General features: G+C 54.9%; 16 protein-coding genes, 1 tRNA gene and 1 pseudogene. 6 read left to right on the top strand and 12 right to left on the bottom strand.

Going from position 1 to position 24,000, the window contains the following annotated elements:
- Window positions 1-15: 15 nt before the first annotated feature.
- The 5 genes from ACZ5K9_RS08190 to ACZ5K9_RS08170 form a co-directional block, all read right to left on the bottom strand.
- Complete coding sequence (locus ACZ5K9_RS08190; RefSeq protein WP_464270849.1) at window positions 16-1,359, bottom strand: protein kinase domain-containing protein; 1,344 nt, start codon at window positions 1,357-1,359, stop codon at window positions 16-18.
- A 40-nt stretch (window positions 1,360-1,399) separates the two neighbouring features.
- On the bottom strand, window positions 1,400-2,125 hold the full coding sequence (locus ACZ5K9_RS08185) for a metallophosphoesterase family protein (RefSeq protein WP_464270848.1): 726 nt from the start codon (window positions 2,123-2,125) through the stop codon (window positions 1,400-1,402).
- 239 nt (window positions 2,126-2,364) lie between these two features.
- The gene (locus ACZ5K9_RS08180) at window positions 2,365-3,501 is read right to left on the bottom strand and encodes a glycosyltransferase family 4 protein (protein WP_464270847.1); all 1,137 of its coding nucleotides are present in this window, start codon (window positions 3,499-3,501) and stop codon (window positions 2,365-2,367) included.
- Entirely contained in the window at window positions 3,498-4,901 is a 1,404-nt protein-coding gene (locus ACZ5K9_RS08175) for a glycosyltransferase (RefSeq protein WP_464270846.1), read from the bottom strand. The genes ACZ5K9_RS08180 and ACZ5K9_RS08175 overlap by 4 nt, the downstream gene beginning before the upstream one ends.
- Window positions 4,898-6,139 (bottom strand): glycosyltransferase family protein, encoded by a 1,242-nt coding sequence (locus tag ACZ5K9_RS08170; protein ID WP_464270845.1) that lies wholly within the window; start codon window positions 6,137-6,139, stop codon window positions 4,898-4,900. The genes ACZ5K9_RS08175 and ACZ5K9_RS08170 overlap by 4 nt, the downstream gene beginning before the upstream one ends.
- A gap of 128 nt (window positions 6,140-6,267) precedes the next feature.
- Between ACZ5K9_RS08170 and ACZ5K9_RS08165 the strand changes: the two genes are divergently transcribed.
- Window positions 6,268-6,651 carry a RidA family protein gene (locus ACZ5K9_RS08165; protein ID WP_464270844.1) on the top strand — a complete coding sequence of 128 codons (384 nt, stop codon included), beginning with the start codon at window positions 6,268-6,270 and terminating at the stop codon, window positions 6,649-6,651.
- 360 nt (window positions 6,652-7,011) lie between these two features.
- Here ACZ5K9_RS08165 and ACZ5K9_RS08160 read toward each other — a convergent pair whose 3' ends face one another.
- The 7 genes from ACZ5K9_RS08160 to ACZ5K9_RS08130 form a co-directional block, all read right to left on the bottom strand.
- Window positions 7,012-7,125 (bottom strand): DUF2135 domain-containing protein, encoded by a 114-nt coding sequence (locus ACZ5K9_RS08160; protein ID WP_464270843.1) that lies wholly within the window; start codon window positions 7,123-7,125, stop codon window positions 7,012-7,014.
- A 1,651-nt stretch (window positions 7,126-8,776) separates the two neighbouring features.
- Window positions 8,777-9,289 carry a hypothetical protein gene (locus ACZ5K9_RS08155; RefSeq protein ID WP_464270842.1) on the bottom strand — a complete coding sequence of 171 codons (513 nt, stop codon included), beginning with the start codon at window positions 9,287-9,289 and terminating at the stop codon, window positions 8,777-8,779.
- Window positions 9,290-10,316: 1,027 nt separating this feature from the next.
- Window positions 10,317-11,084 carry a M48 family metallopeptidase gene (locus ACZ5K9_RS08150; RefSeq protein ID WP_464273946.1) on the bottom strand — a complete coding sequence of 256 codons (768 nt, stop codon included), beginning with the start codon at window positions 11,082-11,084 and terminating at the stop codon, window positions 10,317-10,319.
- 76 nt (window positions 11,085-11,160) lie between these two features.
- Window positions 11,161-11,802, bottom strand: coding sequence for a glycine zipper family protein (locus ACZ5K9_RS08145; RefSeq protein WP_464270841.1), 642 nt, complete (start codon window positions 11,800-11,802; stop codon window positions 11,161-11,163).
- Between the two features lie 24 nt (window positions 11,803-11,826).
- Window positions 11,827-12,975: a vWA domain-containing protein gene (locus ACZ5K9_RS08140; protein WP_464270840.1), complete on the bottom strand. Its 1,149-nt coding sequence runs from the start codon at window positions 12,973-12,975 to the stop codon at window positions 11,827-11,829.
- Between the two features lie 148 nt (window positions 12,976-13,123).
- Window positions 13,124-14,698 carry a protein kinase domain-containing protein gene (locus ACZ5K9_RS08135; RefSeq protein WP_464270839.1) on the bottom strand — a complete coding sequence of 525 codons (1,575 nt, stop codon included), beginning with the start codon at window positions 14,696-14,698 and terminating at the stop codon, window positions 13,124-13,126.
- A 14-nt stretch (window positions 14,699-14,712) separates the two neighbouring features.
- Window positions 14,713-16,962, bottom strand: coding sequence for a DUF6404 family protein (locus ACZ5K9_RS08130; RefSeq protein WP_464270838.1), 2,250 nt, complete (start codon window positions 16,960-16,962; stop codon window positions 14,713-14,715).
- A gap of 817 nt (window positions 16,963-17,779) precedes the next feature.
- On the opposite strand from ACZ5K9_RS08130, the pseudogene ACZ5K9_RS08125 reads away from it, so the two are divergent.
- From ACZ5K9_RS08125 to ACZ5K9_RS08105, 5 genes and pseudogenes are all read left to right on the top strand, one after another.
- A pseudogene (locus ACZ5K9_RS08125) lies at window positions 17,780-19,020 on the top strand (IS256 family transposase).
- A 105-nt stretch (window positions 19,021-19,125) separates the two neighbouring features.
- A tRNA-Thr gene (locus ACZ5K9_RS08120) sits at window positions 19,126-19,200 on the top strand.
- Window positions 19,201-21,146: 1,946 nt separating this feature from the next.
- A complete protein-coding gene (locus tag ACZ5K9_RS08115; RefSeq protein WP_464273911.1) occupies window positions 21,147-21,845 on the top strand; it encodes a DUF429 domain-containing protein in 699 nt (232 codons plus the stop codon).
- Between the two features lie 441 nt (window positions 21,846-22,286).
- Window positions 22,287-23,264, top strand: a complete 978-nt coding sequence (locus tag ACZ5K9_RS08110; RefSeq protein WP_464273910.1) for a lipoate--protein ligase — start codon at window positions 22,287-22,289, stop codon at window positions 23,262-23,264.
- 396 nt (window positions 23,265-23,660) lie between these two features.
- A complete protein-coding gene (locus tag ACZ5K9_RS08105) occupies window positions 23,661-23,987 on the top strand; it encodes a carboxymuconolactone decarboxylase family protein (protein WP_464273909.1) in 327 nt (108 codons plus the stop codon).
- Window positions 23,988-24,000: the final 13 nt, after the last annotated feature.

The following is a 24,000-nucleotide window of genomic DNA, read 5'->3' as shown; positions in this document are numbered from 1 at the left end:
GATCCCCCCTCGGCATCAGCTGGGCCCGTCAGGCCCGGCCACTGCCCTGACGTGCATTCGACAGGAAAAATCCTGCAGCGCAATGTAGCCCAGTTCTGAGCTGGCATACCAGGCCGAACGAAAGGAGCATCGATCCGCCGACCAAAACCGCTGGACCCGTCGAGAAAAAACGGGCTCCAAACAAAATGTCTCCGGATATCGAGGCCTCTTGAGAAGGGTGGAAAGTTCTGAAACTGTCGGAAGACGCCAATCCGTGCGACGGCCAAAACCGTTTCGGCAGAGCTCCTGCACGTACCTTTGCGCCTCATGCCACGACAGCCTCTCCCTGGAACCGTCACGTTGCCACCAGAGGCCCGTGGACTTGTCGTGAAGCACCTCCCCGAAGAGGATCCACTCATTGAGCGTCTCGCGACGAGGGCGCCATAACGGGTCCAGATCGAAAAAGTCCTGGGCGTCCTTTCGGCGCACTTTGGTCGGTACATGGCGACACACCACGCGTTCCCGCCCCTTGGGGATCTCTTCCTGCCAAAGGCGACACGCTCGGTCCAGGGACGCGTCAAAGGCTCTCTCGAGCGAGCTCAAGGCTCGGAGCATTCCCTGGGCCGTTTGATGGCGCCGTGTAGGATCGGCAGAGCAGGCCTTGCGGAAAAACGCCTTCCAGGAAGATCCATCAAATGGATGCGGCAGCGAGGTGAGGGCAAGCGGTGAGGGGAGAGATCCCGTCAACAGGCGAAACACGATGACCCCGACGCTATAGAGGTCCGAGGCCGCCGTGGCCTCGTCGGGATGTCGTTCTTGCTCCGGCGCGGCATAGTAAGGCGTGCCCACAATGAGTTGGCGCGCCTTCGGGAACGAGATCCCCGGGATTTTGGATAAGCCGAAATCGATGAGTTTCACCGAGTCGTGGTCTGTCAGGAGCACGTTGGCGGGCTTGACGTCGCGATGGACGAGCCCCATGCGGTGCATGGCTCCAAGACCGAGCAGGATCTCCCGGGTCAGCCGAAAAGCTTCGTGGGCGGGCAAAGGCCGGGTGGGGCGTTCGAGAACCTCATTTTCCCCGATGTGCTCCGCCAACTGACGACAGTGGTACTCCATGACAAAAAAGGGCCGACCGTCGTGCACCCCCCTGTCTATGATTGCGGCCAGGTGTGGGTGTCGCAGGCGTTCCATGACGTCGGCTTCCAGAAGGAAGAGCTTTTGAGCCTGCGCTTCGCCGAGAGTGGAGACCAGGTGCGGGTGAGGGGCCAAAATTTTCAGGGCCACAGGGGAGCCTGTGTCGGGATCCAACACCCGATAGACCCGGCCCATACCGCCTCGGCCCAGAGCCCCCACCACCTGATAACGACCGATCCACCGCACGGAACCTCGTGCTCCTCTCCATCACGTGCAACAACCTCGGCTACCACAGCCGATCAGCGTTTATCCGGGGAAAACCCAAAGCGAGGATCTTTTCCGCCGTTTTTGCGATGTCGTAGGGTACGCGTCGCACCTGAATCGTCCCGCCCAGAGTATCCCACAAGATGTACTTCGCCCGGTTATCCCCATCGCGGGGTTGGCCGACACTGCCCACATTGATGATGTAGCGCGCGGAGGGGTCCAACTCCAAGACATCTTCCTGAAACCGGCCGCTCACGACGGTGGCTCCGTCCCATCGCACCCAGAGGAGTTGGTGCGTGTGCCCGACAAAACAGAGAGATTCTTCGTAGAGGGAAAAAAGCACGGAAAACTCTTCCTTTGGCACTTCAAAGAGATATCGGGTCACCGAATCGGGGGGACATCCGTGAACACACAAAGCCCCCTCGAGACGGAGCGTCGTCGGCCATTGCGCAAGGCGCCGGACCATTTCGGGCGGGAGAAGTTCTGCCGTCCTTTGCAAGGACAGTCGAGCTGAAGGGTTGAACCAGTCGAGATGGGCCGGATGGATCAAGGCCCACTCGTGATTCCCCAAAATTGTTGAGATCCCATGACCTTGGATCAGCCGCACCACGGCTTCGGGATCGGGTCCGTAGCCGACGACATCGCCGAGACACACCGTGTGGTCGGGCCGGGTGTCCTCAAGGTCCCGCAGGACTTCCCGAAGTGCTTCCAGGTTGCCGTGAATGTCAGAGAGGATAGCCATCTTCATCGGGGTAGGACCCTTTGTGTCCCTGGTCGCTCTGTGCGGAACTGGATTTTCCTCTTTTCACCGCTCTCGCCTCTTATCCAGGCGGGGCCGCGGGAGTCAGCCACTTTTCGGAACCCTCGGAATGGATCTTGACGATTTGCGAGCCGGAACGACCTTCTTCCGGTCCAGTATCCCGGTGTGGCTCCATTTTCAAGGATGAGATGGCCTCCAGAAACGAGCACAGAGAAGCCCCAAGGTGTTTAGGAAAAAAACTTCCCCGACGCTCTATTGACGAGCCATTCCAAAAGTCCGGCCAAATACCGGGCCTGGACGTGAAAGTTTCGGTACCTGCGGACAAACCGCTCAGCCTCCCGGCCCATGTGCTGTCGGCGCGGCTCATCCCTCAGCAACCGCAAAATCGCCTCGCCGTACAGGGCTGGTTCCCTATTGGGAATCAGCACTCCGGTGACGGCGTCGGCGACCACCTGATCCACGCCTCCGTCCCGCAGCGCCACAACCGGAAGGCCGCACGCTTGGGCTTCCAAATACACCATCCCCAAGGATTCTCCGATACCGGGAAAGGCGAAAAGATCCGCCGCGCTGTAACATGGAGCCAAATCCTCCCGGGCCACGCGCCCGGCAAACACGACACGCCCGCCGACAGATGCCGCGGCTGCTCGGCGAACCTTGGCTTCCAAAGGACCGTCGCCAACCACCATGAGGCGCCACGGCACATCCACTTCCCGCAGCTGCACCAGGGCCTGAAAGAGAAAATGCAAGCTTTCCCATTTCACCCCCGGACGAAACCGAGCCACCGTCAGCACTACCCAGTCATCGTCCGAGATGCCGTAGCGGCGCCGGACGGCCCTTCCGCCCGCGTCGTCCCGAGAAAACATCTCCGGAAAAATGCCCGGAGCCAGATAAGCCAACCGAGTTGAGGAAACGACCCGCGCCAAGGCCGGCTGATCCCGTCTATTGTTGAATACCGCCAGGTCGGCGCGCCTCAAGGCCCATCGGTTGAGAAAGAACCCCGGACGCGTCTTGGGGTCGCGCCGGCGCCGAGTGCCGTACATGGGCTGAAAAAGCACATACGGGATATCCAAAAGACGGGACAGCCACGGCCCGATGACGTCCGGTGCCTTGTAATAGGTGTGGTAGGTAAGCCAGAGGTGCGGGCGCCATGTTCCACACCGGCGCAGCGCCTGAACACCTCCTTGAATCGCCTGCCGCCATCCCCCTTTTTGTCTCCAAAACCATCGCGCTCGAAAAGTGCTCACTTCCCGGCAGGGATGTCCGAGATCTCCCAGAGCGCGAACAAGACCCTGAGCGATGGTCTGGTCCCCGGAAGGTTCGGGATGCCCTAGGGGTTTATTGGGGCAATAAAAGGCGATTCTCAAGAAATGCCGACAGCCTCCCGTAACAGGTCAAAAAGGTTTCGGATACAACGGCGGTTGTCGAAATGGGTTTCCACCTTCATTCGTGCGGCGCGTCTTTGGGTGTCGAGGGACGAGCCGGCTTCCAGAACCTTCTTGATCGCCCCGGCCAAAGCGTCGGGGGAACCCGGCGGGACCAAAGTCCCCGTGACCCCGTCGTCGATGAGTTCCGGAATGGCCGAATGGCGTGTGCTCACCACCGGCAAGCCAACCGCCATGGCTTCCACCAGCACGTTGGGAATTCCGTCCCGATCCCCATTGGGGGCCGTTTTGCAGGCGAGGACGAACACATGCGATGCCCGGTAAAAATCCAGGACCTTCTCGTGCGGGAGTGTCCCATGGAAAACGACCCGCTTCCATAATCCGAGGCGACGGGCCACATCGCGGATCTTTTCGCCGTCTTCCCCGGACCCGATATGGTCGAAACGAAAATCAATCCCCGACGTCTCCAAGGTTTTCAGCGCCCGCAGGAGGTCATCGTAGCCTTTCTTCGGCACGATTCGACCCACCGAAAGGACCCGGAAGGGCGGGGGAGGCGGAGGAGACGTGCCGTAAGTGAAAAACCGGAGGTCAATCCCATGATAGATGGTGTGGATGGGGACGGCCGCGCCTCCGCGGCCGCACGCTCCATTCCATAGAGATCGGAGATAGCGGGCGTTGTAGTCCGTGCAGGTGACCACAAACCGGGCTCGAGCCATTTTTCGCAGCAATTGGTCGGCATCCGACGTGTAGATATCCTTGGCATGGGCGGTGAAGCTGTAGGGCAGGCCCGTCAGTTGGGAAGCGCAATAGGCCACCGATGTGGGCGTGTGACAGAAATGCGCGTGAAGATGCCGCACGGGACGTCCCATCAACCGATGCCACGCCAGATAGCCCCCTTGCAGGAAATGGCGTACTGTGGCGGGAGAGCGACGCCCCACGGCCCGACGCACGGCTTCCTCAAAACACCGGACGTATCGGGTCCCCAGCCGGGCCCACAGTCGGAGGTTGGCCCCAAGGAGGGAGGAAAGATTGGGAAGCACGTATTCGGGAAGGTAGGTCACGGGGGCTCGAATCCGCTGGACGCGGCCATGACTGAAAGACTCCCTCGGGCGACGCAGGGAATAGATCTCGATGGGGATGCCCAAGGACTCCAAGAGTTCGACTTCTTGGATGATAAAGCTTTCGGAGATCCGGGGATACCCCTTGAGGATCATCCCGAGGCGATGAAAGGGAGCTCCCGAGCGTTCACCACCCAAGGCCGACGACCGCCGATTCGACGTCGCAAGGCCGGAAAGGCGTCCTACGGCGGAATATCCCCCGCGGCCGGCATGACGTGGCGATTCCCGCTTCTCCCCAACCCCGCGCGTGCTCTCCGGCCTCATTGCACCCCGCAACCCTTGTCACATCCCGAAACGCGCGATCGAATGACTTCCAGGGCCGTGAAAGGAAATTCCACGGCATTTTGCGAAATATCCATGCCGTTTTCCAGGAGGTGGACAACCTTGCGGTAAACGGCCGCGGGGCTGAGGTGGTCGGGGTGGAGGTATTCACAGAAGCCACGGCGGCACAGAACTTCCGCCCGGATGAGCTGCTCTTCCCGGGGAACCGTCCGGGGAATGATGAGAAACGGTTTTTTTTGGCTGATGATTTCGCACACCGTGTTGTACCCGCCCATACTGACGATGACATCCGCGGCTCCGATGAGTCCCTCCATGAACCGATGAAACCGGAAAACGTGAAAACCCAAAAGTTCGCACCGGCGAGCCACTTCCTTGAAGAGCATCGGGGAAAGGAAAGGTCCGGTGACGATGACCGCACGCATGTCTCGGGGCGGCGCATGCTCTTCAAAAGCTTTGAGGAAAGTGTTGACCACGGGAAATCCATCGCCGCCGCCCCCGGTGGTCATCAGGACCATCTTGACCCCGGCATCCAATCCCAGCTCCTCACGAACCCCTTTGACATCCGAGGCGGACGGCACATGCCGCGGGATGTAGCCGGTGAAAGTGATTTTGCGCGCCACGGTCTCCGGAATGCGGTACTCCCGGACCGGGTCGTAAAAGGATCGGTCGCCATAAACCCAGATTTCGTCGTACAGGGTCTCCATGGCCCCGTAAATCCCTTTGCTCTCCCAGTCCTCCACGGTGGCCTCAGCCCCGTCCATGATATCCCTTAAGCCCAGAATGGTAGTGCACCTCGGGAGCGCCTCGCGCATCCAGTGAAGGGTATCCATGACTTCGCGTTTCAAACCCAGAGGGGCCTTGTCCACGATAAAAAAATCGGGGCAAAAAGCCTGAGCCGTGCTGAGGATAATGCTTTTTCGGATCTCCAGAACTTCGGTGGCCTCCAGTTTCATCGACAGGGGCAAGTATTGTTCGTTGGTCACTTTGATCATTCCGGGGACGCGAACGAAATCCACTCTTCGGGGGATATTGAAGCGGCCGACAAGGGGGGAACCTGTGAGGATCAACACGGTGGCGGGGACTTTCCGCAAGCTTCGGGCGATGGCCAGGGTGCGCCGGATGTGGCCCAAACCGAAGGTGTCGTGACTGTACATGAGGATTTTTTTTACGGGAAAGGAACCCACGCGTCCCCCGCCGCCTACCGTCTGTGCGTCACTCAACGTTTCGACATTCCAAAGAATCCTCAGAAGGCATCTTAAAGACATGGGAGCGGCTTGGCAACCGTCTTTTCGGATGGTACAAGGGAGCACTCCCAGGGCATTCGTCAACACATCCACGGAGGACGATCATGGCTCTTGATGTGGTCCACACCGACAAGGCCCCGGCCGCCATCGGCCCATACAGCCAAGCGGTCCAGGCAGGTCCATGGCTTTTTGTGAGCGGCCAGATTCCCTTGGTCCCGGAAACCGGACAGCTGGTCGGCGACGGCTTCGAAGAGCAGGCTCGCCAGGCGCTTTGGAACATCCGTGCCGTCCTTGAAGCCGCGGGCTACGGGATGCGCGATGTGGCCGCCGTGGACGTCTTCCTCACGGATCTCGGGAAATTTCAAACCTTCAACACCATTTATGAAGATGCCTTTGCGGGGCATAAGCCGGCTCGGGCCGTGGTGCAGGTGAGCGCTTTGCCCAGAGGGGCCCAGGTGGAGATCAAGTGCGTGGCCATCAAGACCTGACGCTCCTCGGATTTGTGGTGGAATTGACCTCGCCTCGTTAGGGCTCTGCGGGGCTCATCTCGGCCAACCCGCCATTAAGATTTAGAGCTTAAGTTTTTGCATTCACTGTTAAAAATTTGCAAGAATCTTACCTATGCGGTGCGCCACTGATCCCTCTGTGCCGATAGGGTCGAGACGCCTACCCCCGAAAAATGAATGGACTGCGGCTAAAAGGCAGCTGGCTATGATTTGATGACTCGCATGAATAAGGGGCCGATAAAGTCTCATTTCGTCTCATAGGGCCTGCCAACTTCTTTCATCACCGCTTCAATTTCGAATTTAGTGATGGCTACCACCTCGTTCGCGAATGACAAGCAATGATTAAGCGATTCGTCCCTTGGCCGATGTACCGAAACCGGTTGTCAATCCCACCATGAGGGGTGTTGGTCCGGACAAAACCTGCTGGCGGTAGCCGTAGCATTGAACTTGAACCAAACACCTTCCATTTTAAGCGCCTTAGGGAAAACTCCTCCGGTCTATAGCCGCCGGGAAAATGATCCGACACGCCACCGCTTCGATATGCCGGATTGTTTCCATAGCAGGCTTATTCATTGTCGGGACCGGTCACCCATAGGTCTATGTCCAAGTCGTCTGAATCCAATAAGATGACCACACGCAGGTCAAGCGGCATATTGCGCCGAAGAGGCCAGTCAACACGCGACAAATCAACGAGTGACCCCTTGCTTCGGCGAGCCCGGAATTTGCCATCAGCTTTGCCAGGGCAATAAGTTCAACCCATGGGAAAAGACCTCGACATGGGCGAGATAATACTTCCCGCAAAGCTTTGACGGCCTCCGGTGCTAATCCCCGCTTCCGCCCACGCGATCCGCAAATCGCGATAGAATTGCGGCTCTTCCGGCGCGATCCCGGTCAGATGCTTGAATGCAGCGATGGCCAGGTACGGTTCTTTTGCCTCCATCAACGATAACCCAGGATGCGCAACAACCGTCGACTTTCAAGGTTCATTTGGGCAAGGTCAGATAGGACGCACACACAGAGATCATGAAGCCCCGCTCAAAAAACATATAGGGGCATCAATGAAAAATGCGCTATTGTCCCCATCGCTTCCGCGCTCATCAAGACAGATGCAATATAAGTCGGCATTCAGTCATTCTAACAGAGGCCTACGATATGGCATGATAGTTTCTCATTTTTTTAAAGGGTTAGATATTGGTTGGGTGTCTAAAACTTGAGGTTCTCCTGCGATTGCAAATCCATGATCTTTCACTTTTTATACGAGGAAAGCTTTTGAAATCCCAAAGTCTTCAAATGAATCGATGATCTTTGGGAAAACCGTGGTTCTGCCAGGCAACGTTTTGTTCAAATGTGCGGATCACTTGAGCCAAATGCTCCTAGCGATCAGCGGCTTCCCTGGTCGTAAAGCCCTCATGCTGCTCAAAAGCTTCACGCCGTTCCGCCGGAGATGCAGTGTCATGGCGCACATAGTCTTCCACCCTTTTTGACCCGCCGCTGGCTGGAAAAATTTTTTCAGAATGACATGGACCTCTGCTTGGGTGCTCTCAAGACGCTGGCAAAAGCCTCGCACGCTTCGAATACGGGACACTTGTCGGCCGGGGACTCCGTGAACACATCCACCAAGGTTTCGGTCCGGCCGATAAAGCAAACCAGCTCGTGGGCTTCGTCATGACCATCATTTAAATCGGCCTTCCCGATCTCTCTTCACAGTTTCCCCTCATGACAAGGGATTTCACGCGTCAAGTCAAAAACCATCATCATATTTTCTGAACACTTGTTGTCGCCTCACTTAAGCCAATAAAACATTCTATTTATAATTATTTCTGGGGGCACATATTATATTGAATTGATTTTTATCTGATGCAATAGAATCTGCTGTCAACTTTTCACACGGAAGGTGCACTCATCACGAGGAAGGATGTGAGCTGACACGCCCCAAATGGATTTGCTCAACGGGACGTTCGGAGTCGCGATAGTCCTAGCCGCTTGGCTGAATACTTGAGGATACCCCCCTTTGGCTTGCTTTTCACCTAGAGAAGACCATGTGATCCGAGAATCCCCGCGACCCCTGGACCCCTCGACGTCCTGACAATCTTTGCAGTTCCAATGCTTAGAAAGAGACTTCGAAAGCGCAAGCCATCACGTCGTTCAAGCAGTCTTGCGTCCCGTCGGAAGGGCAGGTCTCTATTTTTTGCTCAATTGTGTACTTTCCTTGTTGAACGCTCTTTGGCACCTGGATGCGGCCACCAATTTGATACGTTCCTCGTTCCCGCTCTTTTTCATCTTTTGCCAACGTGGAAATTTCCATTTCACCCCGCTTGAGAACCCATTCTTCGCGTATGCGCAGCGCTTTTCTTGTTTCAGGAGGGCGGACGGAGTACTCTACGAGGACTTCCAGTTCTTTTCCCGGTTTGATCTGCTTCGGCTCGCAGGTTATGCTTTCTATCTTCAAAGTTTCTTGGGAACCTTCGGGAGGAGCCTTCCAGCTTTTCGTAAGTTCTCGAAAATCACTCATAAAGCGGTCCAGCATGACGTGCGCCGTCGTACAGCCGAGAGAGACAAGAGCGAGGATCACGAGGCCAGCTAGACCACAAAAACAAATCGTTTGGCTTCGAGTTCTCATCTTTCTTTTCCTTCGTCTAGATTATCCCGATCCTGAATTCCTGAGACTCTGTTAAGAAAGCAGACTTAGGGGCCCGGAACAGCCGTTTTTCCCGGCTGACAATATCCTGACTCAGCGCATTCCTCTGGTCCACGACCTAGGAGCGGCAGAAAAAATCTCATAATGAGCATCTCAGCTGTTTTCGGGTACGCTTCACCCCCCGTTCAACGTTGAACAGAGCTCGCTCCAGTCGTGTGCAACGAGTATCCTTACTCTTATCCTGGGCAAAACCCAAGACAAACCCTGCGACACGCCTGAAAGGCCGGCCAAGGCCGGCCGATCTGCGTTTTCCGTCGACGGCCGCTTCGCGTAACACGAGTTGCCAGATCAATGAGTTTTTTGGTGACGCTCTTCACACAATGTCACTTGGCACCATATCGTACGGGCGAAATGGGGCTAAAATCCACTTTGCCTTAGATTGCGCAGGATGTATGGGACAATCCCCCCAGCGTCAACATCAGCACATTGGTGGCCGACTTTCCGGACGGCCATCGCTCCAAGTCCGGATCGAACCCGATCTCGTTGGAGAACGGCCGGCTCGGACCGCGCCTTTCATAAAGGCGGATCACGAAATCCTCACCCGTGGAAAGCGACGTCCGGCGGCTTTCCAGATGGATATCGGGCGGGATCAGCCGTGCCCCTTAGCATCCCATAGCCTCTCGGCGCCCAGGCTCACCCGCCGAAACTGATAGATTTCCTCTTGTTCCAGCCAAGCCCCTCAAGTGTTCAATATCACCTCTTTCTTGTCGGGTCGGGGCTCGCTCACACGGCCTTCTCTCAAGACCCGATCACATCAAGAAAGCACATTCGCCGTGCGAAAGTTCCATTGCACCATAAAGCTCACCTTAGGGTCTCGGCTAAGCTCCAAAGGGTTTCCATGGGTTCTTGAGAAATTTTCCATATCACCATAAGAGGTTTTCGGCTCGTTATGATATCTACAATAAGACATTACCATGTATTTATGAAATCCCACCGACTAAAGCCTATCTTAAAAACAGTCATGGGGAGGTGATAAATCGGGACCTTCAATTTTCTGTGCACCCCTATACTGTTCGAGGGACGAGAATTCTTTTCGAACAACCTTTTGTATTTCAATGAAATCAGGAGAATTGTGAGCACCTTTAGGTGGATGTTGTTGCAGCCACTGCTTGATACGGAGAATCCGCCATGATGCGAATTCCGAAGGGAATTGATGTGCGAGCCTTTGGGCCAGGTCTAGGAGGCCTTTCGGGTCGTAGTCTGAGCGTCGAAGGATGCCCAGGGCATATTCGTCAGCTTCCCACTCCTTCTGCGGTGAAAGCACTTGGGTCAAGGAGCACCACTGTGTCATTCGGCTCGTTTTTCCTTGCTGCACGAAAAAGGGCTTAAACAAAGCACTCAAGGCGAAAAAGTCCCGACTGCTCCAAGTGCTCCGAAAGTGTCCTGCCTGTTCATGACCTATTTCGTGGGCTAAAATGGCGGCAAGTTCAGACTCGCTCTCGACGGCGGCCACCGCTCCATCGGACACATAAATTGCCCTGCCCTTGACTGAGAAGGCCCTTATCGCCAAATCTCTAATGACAAGGACTGACCACTCTTGCCCTTGTTGCGGCACAGCGTTTCTTACAAGGCGACCTCCAATATTTCGGACAAAATTGGAAACTGGGTCCGAATCCTCACGAAGCGGCCAGCGAGATGAGATGATCCTCCTCGCATCTCTTGAGCTCCCGATGTCGACACTAGCGTCTGGTTCCCACGCTTCAAAGGCTCCAGACATTCCCAACGTATCGGGGCTCACGATGGAAATCAAAACGCACAAGAGCAGGGCTCTCCGAGATATGAGTTGCGCCAGACTAGCCGGCCACTTTGAACACTGACGAAACGACATCGTAACTTGTTCCTGTCCGAATTTTAAATTCAATGAAATACTCTCCAGGTTCGACTGAAGCTGGAATTTGAATCTTCCCCCCCACTTGGTATCCGCCGGGTTGGCGCACCTTCTGTTCCCGCATTAAATCCACCAACACCTGTCCGTCGGCCTTCTTGACACTCAATGCCTCTTCAACATTGATCTCATGGAGGTTTCCTGGAGCGCTCACGGAGTAATCAGCAATAAAATCCATTTGACCCTGCTTTCGAACGGTTGTCGGTGTGCAGCTTGAACTTCTGATTTTTACCAGTGGTGTGGTGTTGACCGGAGTCAGTCCGTAAACCTTTTGATCCTCCTCAGCTGTCCGCACCTGACGAGCCTGGTATTGGGACAACGTGACTGCCGCAAAACCGAGTACGCCCCCTGCAGCAGCCCCTATGATGGCCGACTTGACGTCTTTTCCCGCCAGGCCCCCCACAGCCGCTCCCAAAAGGGCTCCTGTCAGAGCTCCCGCAGCCTGCTGCTGGGATTGCTGCGGGTCTGTTGCACAGGCTGTCAGGAGCAGGACACAGCACATTGCAATGGTGACGAGCCTATGTCGATCCACCAAACGAATCGCGCGCATAGTTTCCCCCCTCCCCCAGAATGCCTACTGAGACGGTTGAGTGACAATCGACGAGCCTTCGGCAAAAAAGGGATTACCTCCTTCTGGAAGGGGCGGAACCGCTTTATTGATCTCCGCAATTTTCTGCATGATTTGCGAAGCGGGCGGAGGGCTGATCGCTTCGAATCGACCACCATCGTAGGTGTATTTTCCACTTCCGGTTGGAAATTCAACCCCGATTTTGAATGCGTGCGCTTCTCCGTCCACAGGGATGGGTGACTTAAATGTGAGGACGTAGTCACCTTGGATAATGTATTGGATTTCTTCCACCGTTTGCTGCATTTGATGATAGGCTTCACCGATGAGATAATATTTTCCCAAGGAATTCTTGCTAATGGATTCGAGATTTTTGAAATGTTCTGGACTCACTTTGGTGTAGGCCAAAGAATAAATCGGTATGGGAAAGGACAAATTGGAAATGCGAGTATTCAGCTCCTCCCTAGATATGGCGCTCCCCTCATCCTTTCCGTCCGAGAGAACGACGATCGAGCAGGAAACGACGTAGTTGGAGGCATCGGGTTCAATAGACCCTTGGGGCGTCACGACGCACGCCTGCATGGCAGCTCCAATGCTGTCGTAAAGGCGTGTCTTAATCCCATCGCACTTGACGTCAGCGAGACGCCTCCCCAAGGCCCCAGGATCCCGCTCGTATTCTGAGACGACTTCATAGCCGTCTTTCGTGTCACGAATGGCGAGCACCATGACTTCATCCTGCGGACGCTTACTATCGATAAAGCGGGCGCAAGCCTGCAACGCCGCTTCGAACGGCTTCCCCGCCATGGATTTGCTGGCGTCGAGAACAATCACCGTACGGACAGGCTCTTTTCTCTGGCGCAGATTCTGAACGAAATACTGCCGCTTCATGGGATCATAGCTGCGCCCCTTCACCATGAGACCAATGTTTCGCTCATTTAAATTCACGAGGGGCAGTCCATTTACGTCATAAGTTCGAAAATAGACTTGAACATAGGGGTAAAGCAAAGAACTGACGTGATAAATCTTGATTGCATAGGTGCCCGGCAAGGAGAACTGCTGAGCTTGAGCGTTATCAGTCCCTGCAAAGCCCACTGTGGAAATCACAACGGCCGTCAAAAAAATCCAGATTCTTTCCCACACCGACACTCTAGTCATCATACCCCCCTCCTATTTTGAAGAAATGATAAGTTAAAGACCCGCGAGACGGTGGAGCTTTCTTATGAAACAACCATCCTACCGTCGAGCCCCAAAGATATAGGCTCAACAAACCGATTCATGGTTCATGCAAAGTTTTATTGCAGTGATCTCAATATTTTTTTATATCGACTGTAGGACGATAACCCCAACCTTCAGTTTTCTGAGATGTTGGCGGTGATGCGGGTTTTTTCCGAACTTTAGGCGGCATAGAGGTGCTCTCAGGGGCATCCGTCGTGTCAGACTTTGGAATCCGGCTCTCCTTTAGCACGTCCAGGGCGCTCGCCGATTTTTCGTTTGTAGGCTTGGGACCACCCTCGCCTCTTAACTGCCCTGATTCTGAAGAACTCAAGGGCTGGTCAACATTAGCTTGTCCCACTGAGGTGTCGGTACTTGGTTTGGCCTCGGGTGGTTTCATTGATTCAGTGACGCCGCTGCTCTCCGACACCGGGGGCAACCGGTCGGCTGAACTATCATTCGTGACTCGACTAACCGCATCCTTCTTGTGGTAGAAGTGGACATACCCAACCGCTAGAAGAACTGCGGCCAAGAGGCAGAGCAGTCCCACAATCGTTTTTGATCGCCGTGATGGTTGTGCTCCCAGGGACGCAGGAATCCGATTCGCCGTCTCGCCCATCTTTGGCGAAAACATGGCTCGGACGGAAGCGGTTCCGCGAGTTTCCTCCACCCGAATCGTCCGCATGGCGTGGACATCCAGCGGGCCCGTTTCCCTCTTCAAGGTGTCCAGCACATCCTGAATCTCACGGACCGATTGGGGGCGCTCGTTCATGTTCAGGTTCAGACACCTTTGCAGTATCTCACTCAGGGCCAGGGGGATTCCAGGCGCCAATTCGGAAAGAGGGACCAGTTCCTTGCCGGCGATTCGGTCGTGAGCCGCTGGAGGCACCTTGCCGGAAAGGACGAAATAGAAAGTCGCCCCAAAAGCGTAAATATCCGAACGTTCGTCGGTTCCGGTACTCAGCACTTGCTCTGGGGGGCTGAATCCATGGGAGGCCGCTCGCGCTATGGTCCTCGTGAACAAAGCGTTGTCGAATTCTTTTGAAATCCCAAAATCGATGAGCATAATTCGGTTGTTTTGGTCGAGTAGAATGTTGTCGGGTTTCAGGTCTCGATGAATGATGGGAGGGTCTTGGGAGTGGAGGTAATCTAAGGCTTCGCAAACTTGGCTCATCCACGGCAGCGCGGTATCCAGCGGTACGGGTCCACCGTGGTTTTCACAATACTGGGCGATGGTTTTGTCCCCCCCGTATTCCAAAACGAGGTAAATCATGCCGTCAATGTCGAATCGGTCGATGATGTCTGGAATAAAAGGATGATGCAGCTGACTCAAGACCTTCACTTCACTTTCGTCGAACATGAGTTGAGGGATCTCTTTGAGAGCTCGACGTTTGCCTTTCAACTTCAGGTCGCTGATAAGGTAAGTCGCCCCAAATCCTCCCTTACCGAGGAACTTTTCAATCTTATAGCGCTCGTTGATGATCTCTCCTTCATCCCTCACATATCCGAAAACACCCCGAATGCTGCCGTTGGGAGCGACGTCTAGGTAAGCCATCTCCAGTCCGCAATGCGGACAGCGATACTCATTGGTGCTCAATTCCAGCCTGGTGGTCTGCCCTCGGCAGCGACCACATGTCAGCCGACTTCCTTCGGCACCGGTATTTTCCATGATCGACCTCTCCTTCATAAGGTCCTGCCATCCTTCCATTTCAAACCGCCCACAGCCAACGCCAGGCAAACCAGCGTCATCAGGCAGATGGCAACCATATTCTGCGCCAGACCCGTTTCCACCTGAACGAGCCCCCTGACTTCATCAGAGAAGAGGTTCTTCATCGCCTCAAAGGCTGAGTAAGCAAGAATCATGGCACGGGCGAGGGTTTTTTCGACCTGCCCAAGAGCAACCACGAAATTCGAAAAAATCACCTGAGGAATGAGAAGAATCGGGACAAGCGCCACAGCCTTGTCGCTGGTATTCACTACTGTGCTCACGGCAAGTCCCATGGCCGTTGCGGCGATGCCCGTCGCGGCGAGTACCGACAGTCTGGCAGCGAAAGGGCCGGACCACGAGGTCAGGACGGTCACCACACCCAACAGCATGGTGCATTGCAGGGCGCATAAGATCGCAAGCGGCAGGAATTTGCTGAAAAGGTACGGCACAAGCCCCAATCCCACAGCCCGTTCTCTTAAATAAACGGGAAGCTCCTTGACGATTTCCCGCGTAGAATTGAGGCAGCCGCACCAAATTGCGGACAGGACCAGCATGAAAGCCACTTGCGATTCTCCAAGCAGCTTGGCCTGAGGCTCGCCGGAAATGTCGAAGACAAGCCCGATTAGCAAAGCGATGATAGGAGCCTGCGCCAGAAGCATGAGGGAATTGCGGCGATCCGAGAGCAATAGGTCCACGTATCTCTGCACCAGCATCCAAAACTGCAGCAGCGAATCTTTCAATTTGGAAGGCTGGGTTCGCAGTTGCGTCGGAAATGCTTGCTGAGATGACTCTTTTTTCGACGTGGTGTATCTGCGGCGGACGAATTCCTCGTAGAGTTCGGATTTTAAATACCTTTCGGCCATGGCCGTGGCGGACTGCTCTTCGATGGTTTCGTAAATTTCCGGAAGACGGGAAACCCCAAAGTAGACCATCGCTTCCTTTGGAGGACCGAAGAAGATCACCTTGCCTTGATGGACCAGGAGAACGAGATGACACGCGGCCACGTTTTCCAATGTGTGGGTGACGCAGACAACGCTCTTTTTTTCCGAAGCGAGTTCGGCAAACAGTTGCATCATCCTCTTGTCCGTCCCGGCGTCCAATCCACTCGTAACCTCATCCAAAAAGAGCACGTTGGGGTTGGCAATAAGCTCGGCAGCAAGGCTCACTCTCTTCATTTGCCCCCCACTCAGCGGTGTCGGGGTATCGATGGAACACCAAGCCTTTTCCCGCAATCCCAATTGATCCAATACCCTTTGAATGTGAGCGTCGATCTCATCGGGGGACGTGTCGGTGGGGAGCCGCAGTCTTGCTGTGTAGTGGAGGGCCCTTTGTACCTTTATCTTTCTATGGACGATATCCTGTTGAGGGACGTATCCGATGTTTTTTCGAAAAAGGTCCATGCAGGCGTAAAAATCGATGCCATTGTAAAATAACTTTCCCTGCCCAGCCGGCCGCCTGCCGCTCAGAGCATCCAGAAGCGTCGATTTTCCTGAGCCGCTGGAACCGAAAATGACTACGAATTCACCAGGTTCGATAACCACGTCCACATTGTCTAGAAGGCATTTGGATCGTCCCGAGGAGCGGTCGTGCACTTTCTTGCCTAAAGCGTGGGCTTCGATCCGGATCAAACCAAGGGTGTCCAGTGGCTGTAGCCGCTGTCCGTCGAAAACATAACTAAACGTGGCGATTTGGATTTTGTCGCCCGGGCGAAGAATTTTCGTCCCTACGACCCTTTCGCCGTTGAGGAACGTCCCATTGGTGCTGTTGAGATCCTTCAGGTAAGCACGACCATCCGAAAGGGTCACCTCGGCATGCCGGCGGGAAACCAAGGGAGACGGAATGGGGACATCACTATCCAACAATCTCCCGATCAAAAATCGACGAGAGGTTGGCGATTCGATGTTCCCGTCCTTTTCAACCTCATCGGGTTTGTCGGTCGGCGGCGGTATCTTTACCTGGAAAACGGAATGTCCTAAGGAAACCCAATCCCCATCGTCCAGCCGTGACGGGCCTGAAACCTTTTTCCCGTTTACCGACACAGGAGCGTCAGCGATGGGCTCGATGTAGAAGTCGTTTCGTTTTCGAATAATGCGAGCATGTTCGGGCAGGATGCCCTCTCCGGGTAGCGATAATCCCTGCGCGCTTCCAATGATAATGAGGCCGTCTTTATTGAAACGCGCCGAGGCCACTTGACGATTGCGTGCTGTAACAAAGAGAAGCTCCATTACGGGTTCCCCTCAGCACGATTCACGTATCCAGGTCGGCCTTGCAGGGATCTAAGGCGGCGACCTTTTTTAAAATTTGAAATAGTATGTCAGGAGAAACAATGCCTGTCAACACAAGGATTGCTTCAGGATGCCTTCGCCCTGATTATCGCTTCGCGCCGTTGGCAGGGTACTACGCGTAAAAATCTACGGGATATTGCAATTTTTCCTTTATCTGAGCCGAGATGTCTGAAGATGTAGATCCAATCTGCTGTAAACGAAAAAATTCCAGTGCTGAAGAAAAGGTCGGCATTCTAAAGGGGGGCGCCTCGTGGAGAGGATCGCGCTTCGCGATATTTGGAAGGAGTTGGCCATGATACCATGCTCCCTCACCTTTGCTGCGAGGCGTTCTTTGAGATGAGATCGGGGGGCTTTCAAAACTAGCCGGGACCTTCGAGCTTACAGACGGGAAAAGAAGACCACTCAACTGGAAGAGAAACTCGCTAGGCAGCATGATGTCCTCTTGGGAGCTTATGGGAGGGCACCAGGCCGGTGAAAAATCCTGCGTAAATCTGAGCGCCGCATGGGTCCCTCAGGACGCACTTGGCCTCCTTTAGAATTTTGTGGGCACCGGAGCGATAAAGACAGGCCTTGCCACGCTCGGGCGTTTGCGGTGGATCGTGTAGGTCCCAAGCTGGTTGTGTGACTGAAAGAAGCGTTACGGAAAACTCGGTGGTTTAAGATTTTTTGTGCAAGTTCTAAGCAGTAGAAAAAAGGGCGCTTTTCCGTTAAGAGAGGGTTTCGCCCAAAACAACCTCAAAGAAAGGAAAAGCGCCCAATGAGAATCGAAATCAGTGTACCCGAGGTGGTAAGCATTTTCAAAGAGATTCGGCAAAACCCGGAGCAGATATTCCAGATGGTTCGGCTGGATGTAAAGGAAAGAGTTGGACGGTATCTTTCTGAGATGATGAATGCCGAGATCACCCATTTCCTCGCAAGAGTGCCCTACGAGAGGAAAGATGCGGGTGAGGCGGAGCCGGGAGCCGCCAACTCCCGAAACGGCTACTACGAAAGAAGATTGACTCTCAAGGGAATCGGGGAGGTTTGGACCAAGGTCCCTCGGGAGAGAAACGGTGAGTCCCACACGCAGGTTCTTCCCCGCTCGAAGCCCTATGAGAGCGAGATTGCCCATGATCTGTGCCTGATGTTTCTGGGTGGGGTGAGCACACGGACTCCAGCCATGATGACCGAGCGGCTCGCGTGGGAAGAAAGATCTCCCACACCGAGATCAGCCAGGCAAGCGGTGAGCTTAAAGAAGCCGTGGAGAAGTGGAGAAACAGGGACCTGTCGAAAGAGCCGCTAAAGTATCTGTTCGTCGACGGGGTCAACTTCGCTATGATGAGTGGAGATTCCATAGAGAAGGTCCCCGTGCTCGTTGTCATTGGAGTGACCGAGCAGGGGTGCCGGTATGTGCTTGGGCTGCAGGCGGGAGACAAGGAATCGGCCCCCACCTGGAGAGAGTTCTTCAAAGATCTTAAAAGAAGAGGCCTTGAGGCTTCCAGGATCACTTTGGGAGTGATGGATGGGCTGCCGGGGCTGGAGGCCGTCTTTAAGTAAGAGTTTCCCAAAGCGAAGATCCAGCGCTGCCAAGTTCATGTGGCCCGAAACGTTCCGGCCAAGGTTCCTCAGAAGTTCACACAAGAGGTGGCAGACGCGATGAGGTCCATCTTCTATGCCTCCTGTCGGGACAAGGCCCTGGAGTTCTTCAAGGAATTCAAGGAAAGATGGGAAAAGCCTATCCCATCCGCGGTGAAATGTCTGGAGAAGAGCCTGGATGCGTGCCTGACCTTCTTCCACTTCCCTGAAGAAGAATGGATCTCTCTTCGAACCACCAACATCATCGAGAGGCTCAATAAAGAGTTTCAGAGAAGAACCAGGCCGATGGAGATCGTGGCAGGTGTGCAGTCCTGCTCCACCCTCCTTGCATTCATTGCATTGAAGATGGAGCTCCCCTGGAGATCCAATCCTCTCGGAAAAGTCGCTAAAAATCTGCCCCTTTGGAAGCAGTTGGAGGGGTAATGAATTTACACAAAGCGGTTGACACTACCTGCTTATGTTATCCAGCCTTGCGTTGCCACTTGACCGGATCTAACGCCGCGTGCTATATGGCGCTTCACGCCGTGGGCCGGCGTAGCTCAGGGGTAGAGCAGCTGATTCGTAATCAGCAGGTCGCGGGTTCGAATCCCATCGCCGGCTCCAGAAGCCAAGGACTTGGGCGACATCGCTCAAGTCTTTTTTTTCATTCCCATCTCACTCCAAGCTTACCTCATCTTTGTCCGGCACAACCCGCCTACGCATGCGGATCCGCCGCCATTTTCTTCGTGCTCAGCATGCCGCGTTCGTTCTCTTTTCTATTTCATCCATCGTATTCCTTTGACTGGCCATGACACACGTCGTAGACGGTCCCCCCAGGGAGCGGTACCCCTATGGGCACGGCAGATCATGTGATTTTTCCAAAAGACCATCCGTCGCGCGGCTGACCAGTTGGTTCTTTTGCCTGATTTTGCCATTAAGGTCAGGCTCAGGCCGCAGCCCCGATTTCAAATCACCTATGGGGTGTACCGTGAGCACTAGCGTCCCAAAGGCTATGCTCCACGCGAGCCTGCTTCTCCAGAGGCTCCGCGGCATGCATGACGGGCCGGCCTGAGCCCCCGCAGTGTCTCCCGGAGGAAGTTGTATGGCCCGCTCTTTGGTCAAACCCGAGGTTTTCGTGACAGCCGCGGTTCGGTCATCTGGCCACGAAAAACGTAAGCGCCCGACAAGGTGAAGCCTTGGCTGGGTGGTTTGAGCGCACCACATGGCCGACGAACTCTAGATGATTTGACAAAAAGATGCGCATCCGAACCACGTCGGGACGAGAGACCGCTTCTTGACCGGGCTTCCGGTGGACCACGCGCATCTGGCCCGCGACTTGTTTAGCATAACTATGCGGGCAGGTCAGGGGGATCTTGGGTAGATATCGGTATCCTTGCAGACCTTCGCCTTATTGGCTAGCTTACCTGCAAGAGCACGCTGCTGAACAATGTGCGGAAAGATAAGTTCGATTCCAGGGTGCCGGGGATCGTGGAGCACCGAGCCGAGGCATCTGTGTCGCAGCAAATGCTCGTAGCCCGACAAGCAGGCGATGTCGGTTTTCCTATTTCAGTTCCATACACCCCTGTGAGCCCAAGAGATGGGCTGGAAGGATTCGGCTGCGAGGACATTTATCTCCTTATTGTTCCTTGAAATTTCTATTTCATCACTTTGTGGTGGTTAATCCTATTACAAACCCTGAGGGCTGGGCGTAGATCATGATGGAGCCAGAACGCAATAAGTCGATAACCGTATCGGATAAAGGGAGATGTCGAGCACTGCGGCGATCTTACATGCCTGTCATCAAAAGAACACATATCTTCACTCCCCATTGATTCAGTAGGCTTAAAGGCTCCAACCCGGCGGGATGCCCGAAATCTCCTGCGAATCATCTCGCCGTTCGGCACTTAATGATGGCTCTTTGGCACGCCTTTTTATTATTTCGCCGTAGCTCCCATGAGTCGCGGGCTGAAAATCTTCTTCTTGCCATTGGCCTATTGATGGCAATGGCAGCATAAACATCTACCTTACTCCCCTTAAATCTGGACCAGCATTCGGACACCTCTCTTTAGGGGGTACCCTTTTTCGGACCCCCAAGGGCTTTTCGTCCATCGAGATACACCATAAGGAGTAGGATCTCCTAGCGGAGCCACGGTTGAGACCGCTTCTTGAAATTTCAAACAGTTGAGCTGTATGCCCCCAAAAGGGGGCAGGTGCTCCTCAAGAGTCTTATCCGGTCACGTCCTTCCCACAGGAATTGGACTTTCACGGTTTCCAGCCTTTTTGGCCCACATGTTTTGAATCAACTAATATACGGCCTTCAAGACACATTTCTCGTTGGATTGCATTCCGCCTTCCAAAGCTCTAAGCAATGCAGGAGGACTGATATCCGGTTGCCTTGATTCAGTCCGGGGCTTCGAAGGGGAAACATGATTGTCTAGGGAAATGGAAACTTGTAACTTGAGGATAAGAAATGCGACCGATGGCCAGCCATCCATCAGGGGCATAAACACCATCACGATGCGAAGGGCTACGGACATACCACCAATTCAAACCGAGGAAGGGATAACAGAATGATCGCCGGTGTGGATGGGTGCAAAGCCGGATGGGTCGTCGTCATGGCCGACGAGTGGCCGATCCGCACACCGACCCTGGTCGTCTGTCGGGATTTTGCCACAGTTCTTGCCGTCACTCAACGCTGTGTCATGGTCACCGTGGACATCCCCATCGGCCTTCCTCCGGCCGGACAGCTCCGGGAATGTGACGCCCTCGCAAAAAAAATCTTGGGCCGAAGAGCACCGTGCGTCTTTTTCCCACCCCCGAGAACCTTGTTGGAACTGACCGACTACGCCGCTTTCAACAAAAAGCATCGCGAAAAGTTCGGGAAGGGCATACCCAAGCAAAGCTTCGCCCTCCGGCCTAAACTGCTCGAGGTCGATCGATGGATGACGCCGGAGAGGCAAATCCGCATCCGTGAATTTCATCCCGAATTGGTCTGGTATCGATTGGCCGCAGAGGTCCTCCCGAGCAAGCACAAAGCGGAGGGCATCGCGGCCCGCCGGAAGATCCTCAGGCCGATCGTCCCCTGCCTCGATGACCTCCTGGCGTCGCCTTCGCACGCGGGAAGATCGGTCAAAGCAGACGATGTGCTGGATGCTTTGGCGGGTTTGGAACTGGCCCACCGGCTGACAGCCCGGCCCTTGAAAGCCGGATGCCTTCCCCCCCGATCCCCCCGCGATGAACGCGGCCTTCGAATGGAAATCTGGTTCTGACCCCCAATGGGCTGCTCGGCTCCCATAATGCCGCTCAAGGCACCACCGGTTCCACTCGGAAGCTTCTGCGGCCCCATCAAACCAAGGGCCGGCAACCCGACGGTTGATGACATCGCAGGAAGAACAGTCGCTTCAGCGATTTGATCGGCGGAACGGGCGTTGCGCCCGATTTTTGCTCTACGGTAAAAAGGCCCGATGACGAACGGCAGGCGAATCCCGAGCTTCGCACTTTACGGGCCATGCCGGCGATGTCGACCACCCAATGATCGTCGGGTGAGAAGTCCCGTTTTGGATCCACGGAGAACCGCACAGTTTGATTCCGGCCTGAGGGAGTTTCAACGGGATGGAGACTTCAGTCACGGACCATGCCGTCCGACTTGGAAGGAAGGCTGAGCGGGGTGCGCTTCTCCACATCCAATGATCCATACTGGGGAGGAGGCCATGATCGGTATCCTGAATGACCAAACGGATCCCGCGTGGAACTTGGCCGCGGAAGAATACTTGTTGGAAAAGGCCGAGGAACCTTGTTTTCTTTTGTGGAGGAACCGGGAGGCGGTCATCGTCGGCCGGAACCAAAACACGTGCGCTCAAATCAACCGACCGTTCGTGGAAACCCGAGGGATCCACGTGGTGCGGCGTCTCAGCGGAGGAGGTGCCGTCTATCACGACCTGGGAAACATCAACTTCACATTTATCGAGCCCGGCCGCGGTTCCGAGCCGACATCCTTTCAAGATTTTACCGCGCCCATTTTGCACTTTCTTTTGAATTTAGGGGTTCCGGCGGCTTTCGACGGCCGAAACGACATCTGCGTCCACGGGCTCAAAATCTCCGGCAATGCGCAGTACAGCCGCCGCGGCAACCTTCTTCACCACGGAACCCTGCTTTTCGACACGGACCTTGATACAATGGAAGAGGCCCTGCGCGTCGGGGACGTCAAATACAGCGACCGCGGCATCCCGTCCATCCGAAAGCGGGTGACCAACCTTCGGGACCATCTCAGCGCAGACCTTTCACCCGAAGCGTTCATGCACAGCCTTTTTGAGTTTATCCGAAAAGAGAAAACATCACGGGTGGTCAATCTTTCCCCATGCGACTGTGAGGCCATCGATCGATTGGCCGATCGGCGCTACCGGCTCTGGGAGTGGAACTACGGCAGCTCACCGCCCTACAATTTTCATAAGGTGACGAAGACCCATGCGGGGGTTTTGGAAGTCTATCTCGAGGTCCAGTGCGGCGTGATCCAGAATGCCCGCATCTTCGGTGACTTTTTCGGCTCCGGGGAAATGGCCGATCTCGAGTCGGGCCTGCGCGGGCTAAGACACGACCTCCAAGAGCTCGCCGCCCATTTGGAAACTCGGTCGGTGCAACACTACATCCAAGGGATATACCCCCGTCAGTTGGCCGAAGCGTTGGTCTAGTCTGTTGCGGCGCACGGACTGCGCACGTTTGTTCCATCTTGAAACATTGCGTGAAAAGCCTGTTCTAAACCCGAACAGGCTGCATTCCACCCGAGAGTTCCTCTCACGCCTCTGATTCATTCCTGTGCCGCATGAACGGCACAAAAAACGGTTCGGCCCTGAACCCTCTTTCTCTGAAAAGTCCGGCGGGCTTGCACACGCCAGGCGCACCTCTTCGCTTGATTGTCGCCGCGGCATGTCAAAGCCACGGATTCTCATGGGGGGATTTGAATGCCAGGAGTCCCGCATCGTTATCCAGACGGCTCAGCACGATCTTTGCTCCCCTGGTCCATGACGGTCTTTTCGACAGGGGAGTGCCGGCCAATGGAATCTGTTGGGAAGGGGAGGAAGGATTCGATGAATACGGCGGAAAAAGCAGGTGAGGCCTTTGAGGCCATTCAAAAACACGTTCCCGAGGTTTATGAAAAATATCTGGAATTCACCAAATCCATGTCCTTGAAAGGAGACCTCAGCCCTCGAGAAAAGGAATTGATTCTCGTGGCCTGCTCCGTCATGTCTCAATGCGACATGTGCATCGCCATTCACGTGGAAGCCGCCGCGGCCGCAGGGGCACCGCGGGACCAAATCCTCCAGGCGGCGCTCATGGCCGTCGCCATGGGAGGATCGCCGAAGCTTATGTATCTGAAATACGTTTTCGAGGCTCTGGAAGATCTTTTCGGCTGAACCGCTGGAAAGG

This window comes from Desulfosoma profundi (genome assembly GCF_055387865.1).
Note: the sequence above shows the minus strand (reverse complement) of the source record. Positions and strands in the feature narration are given on the sequence as shown.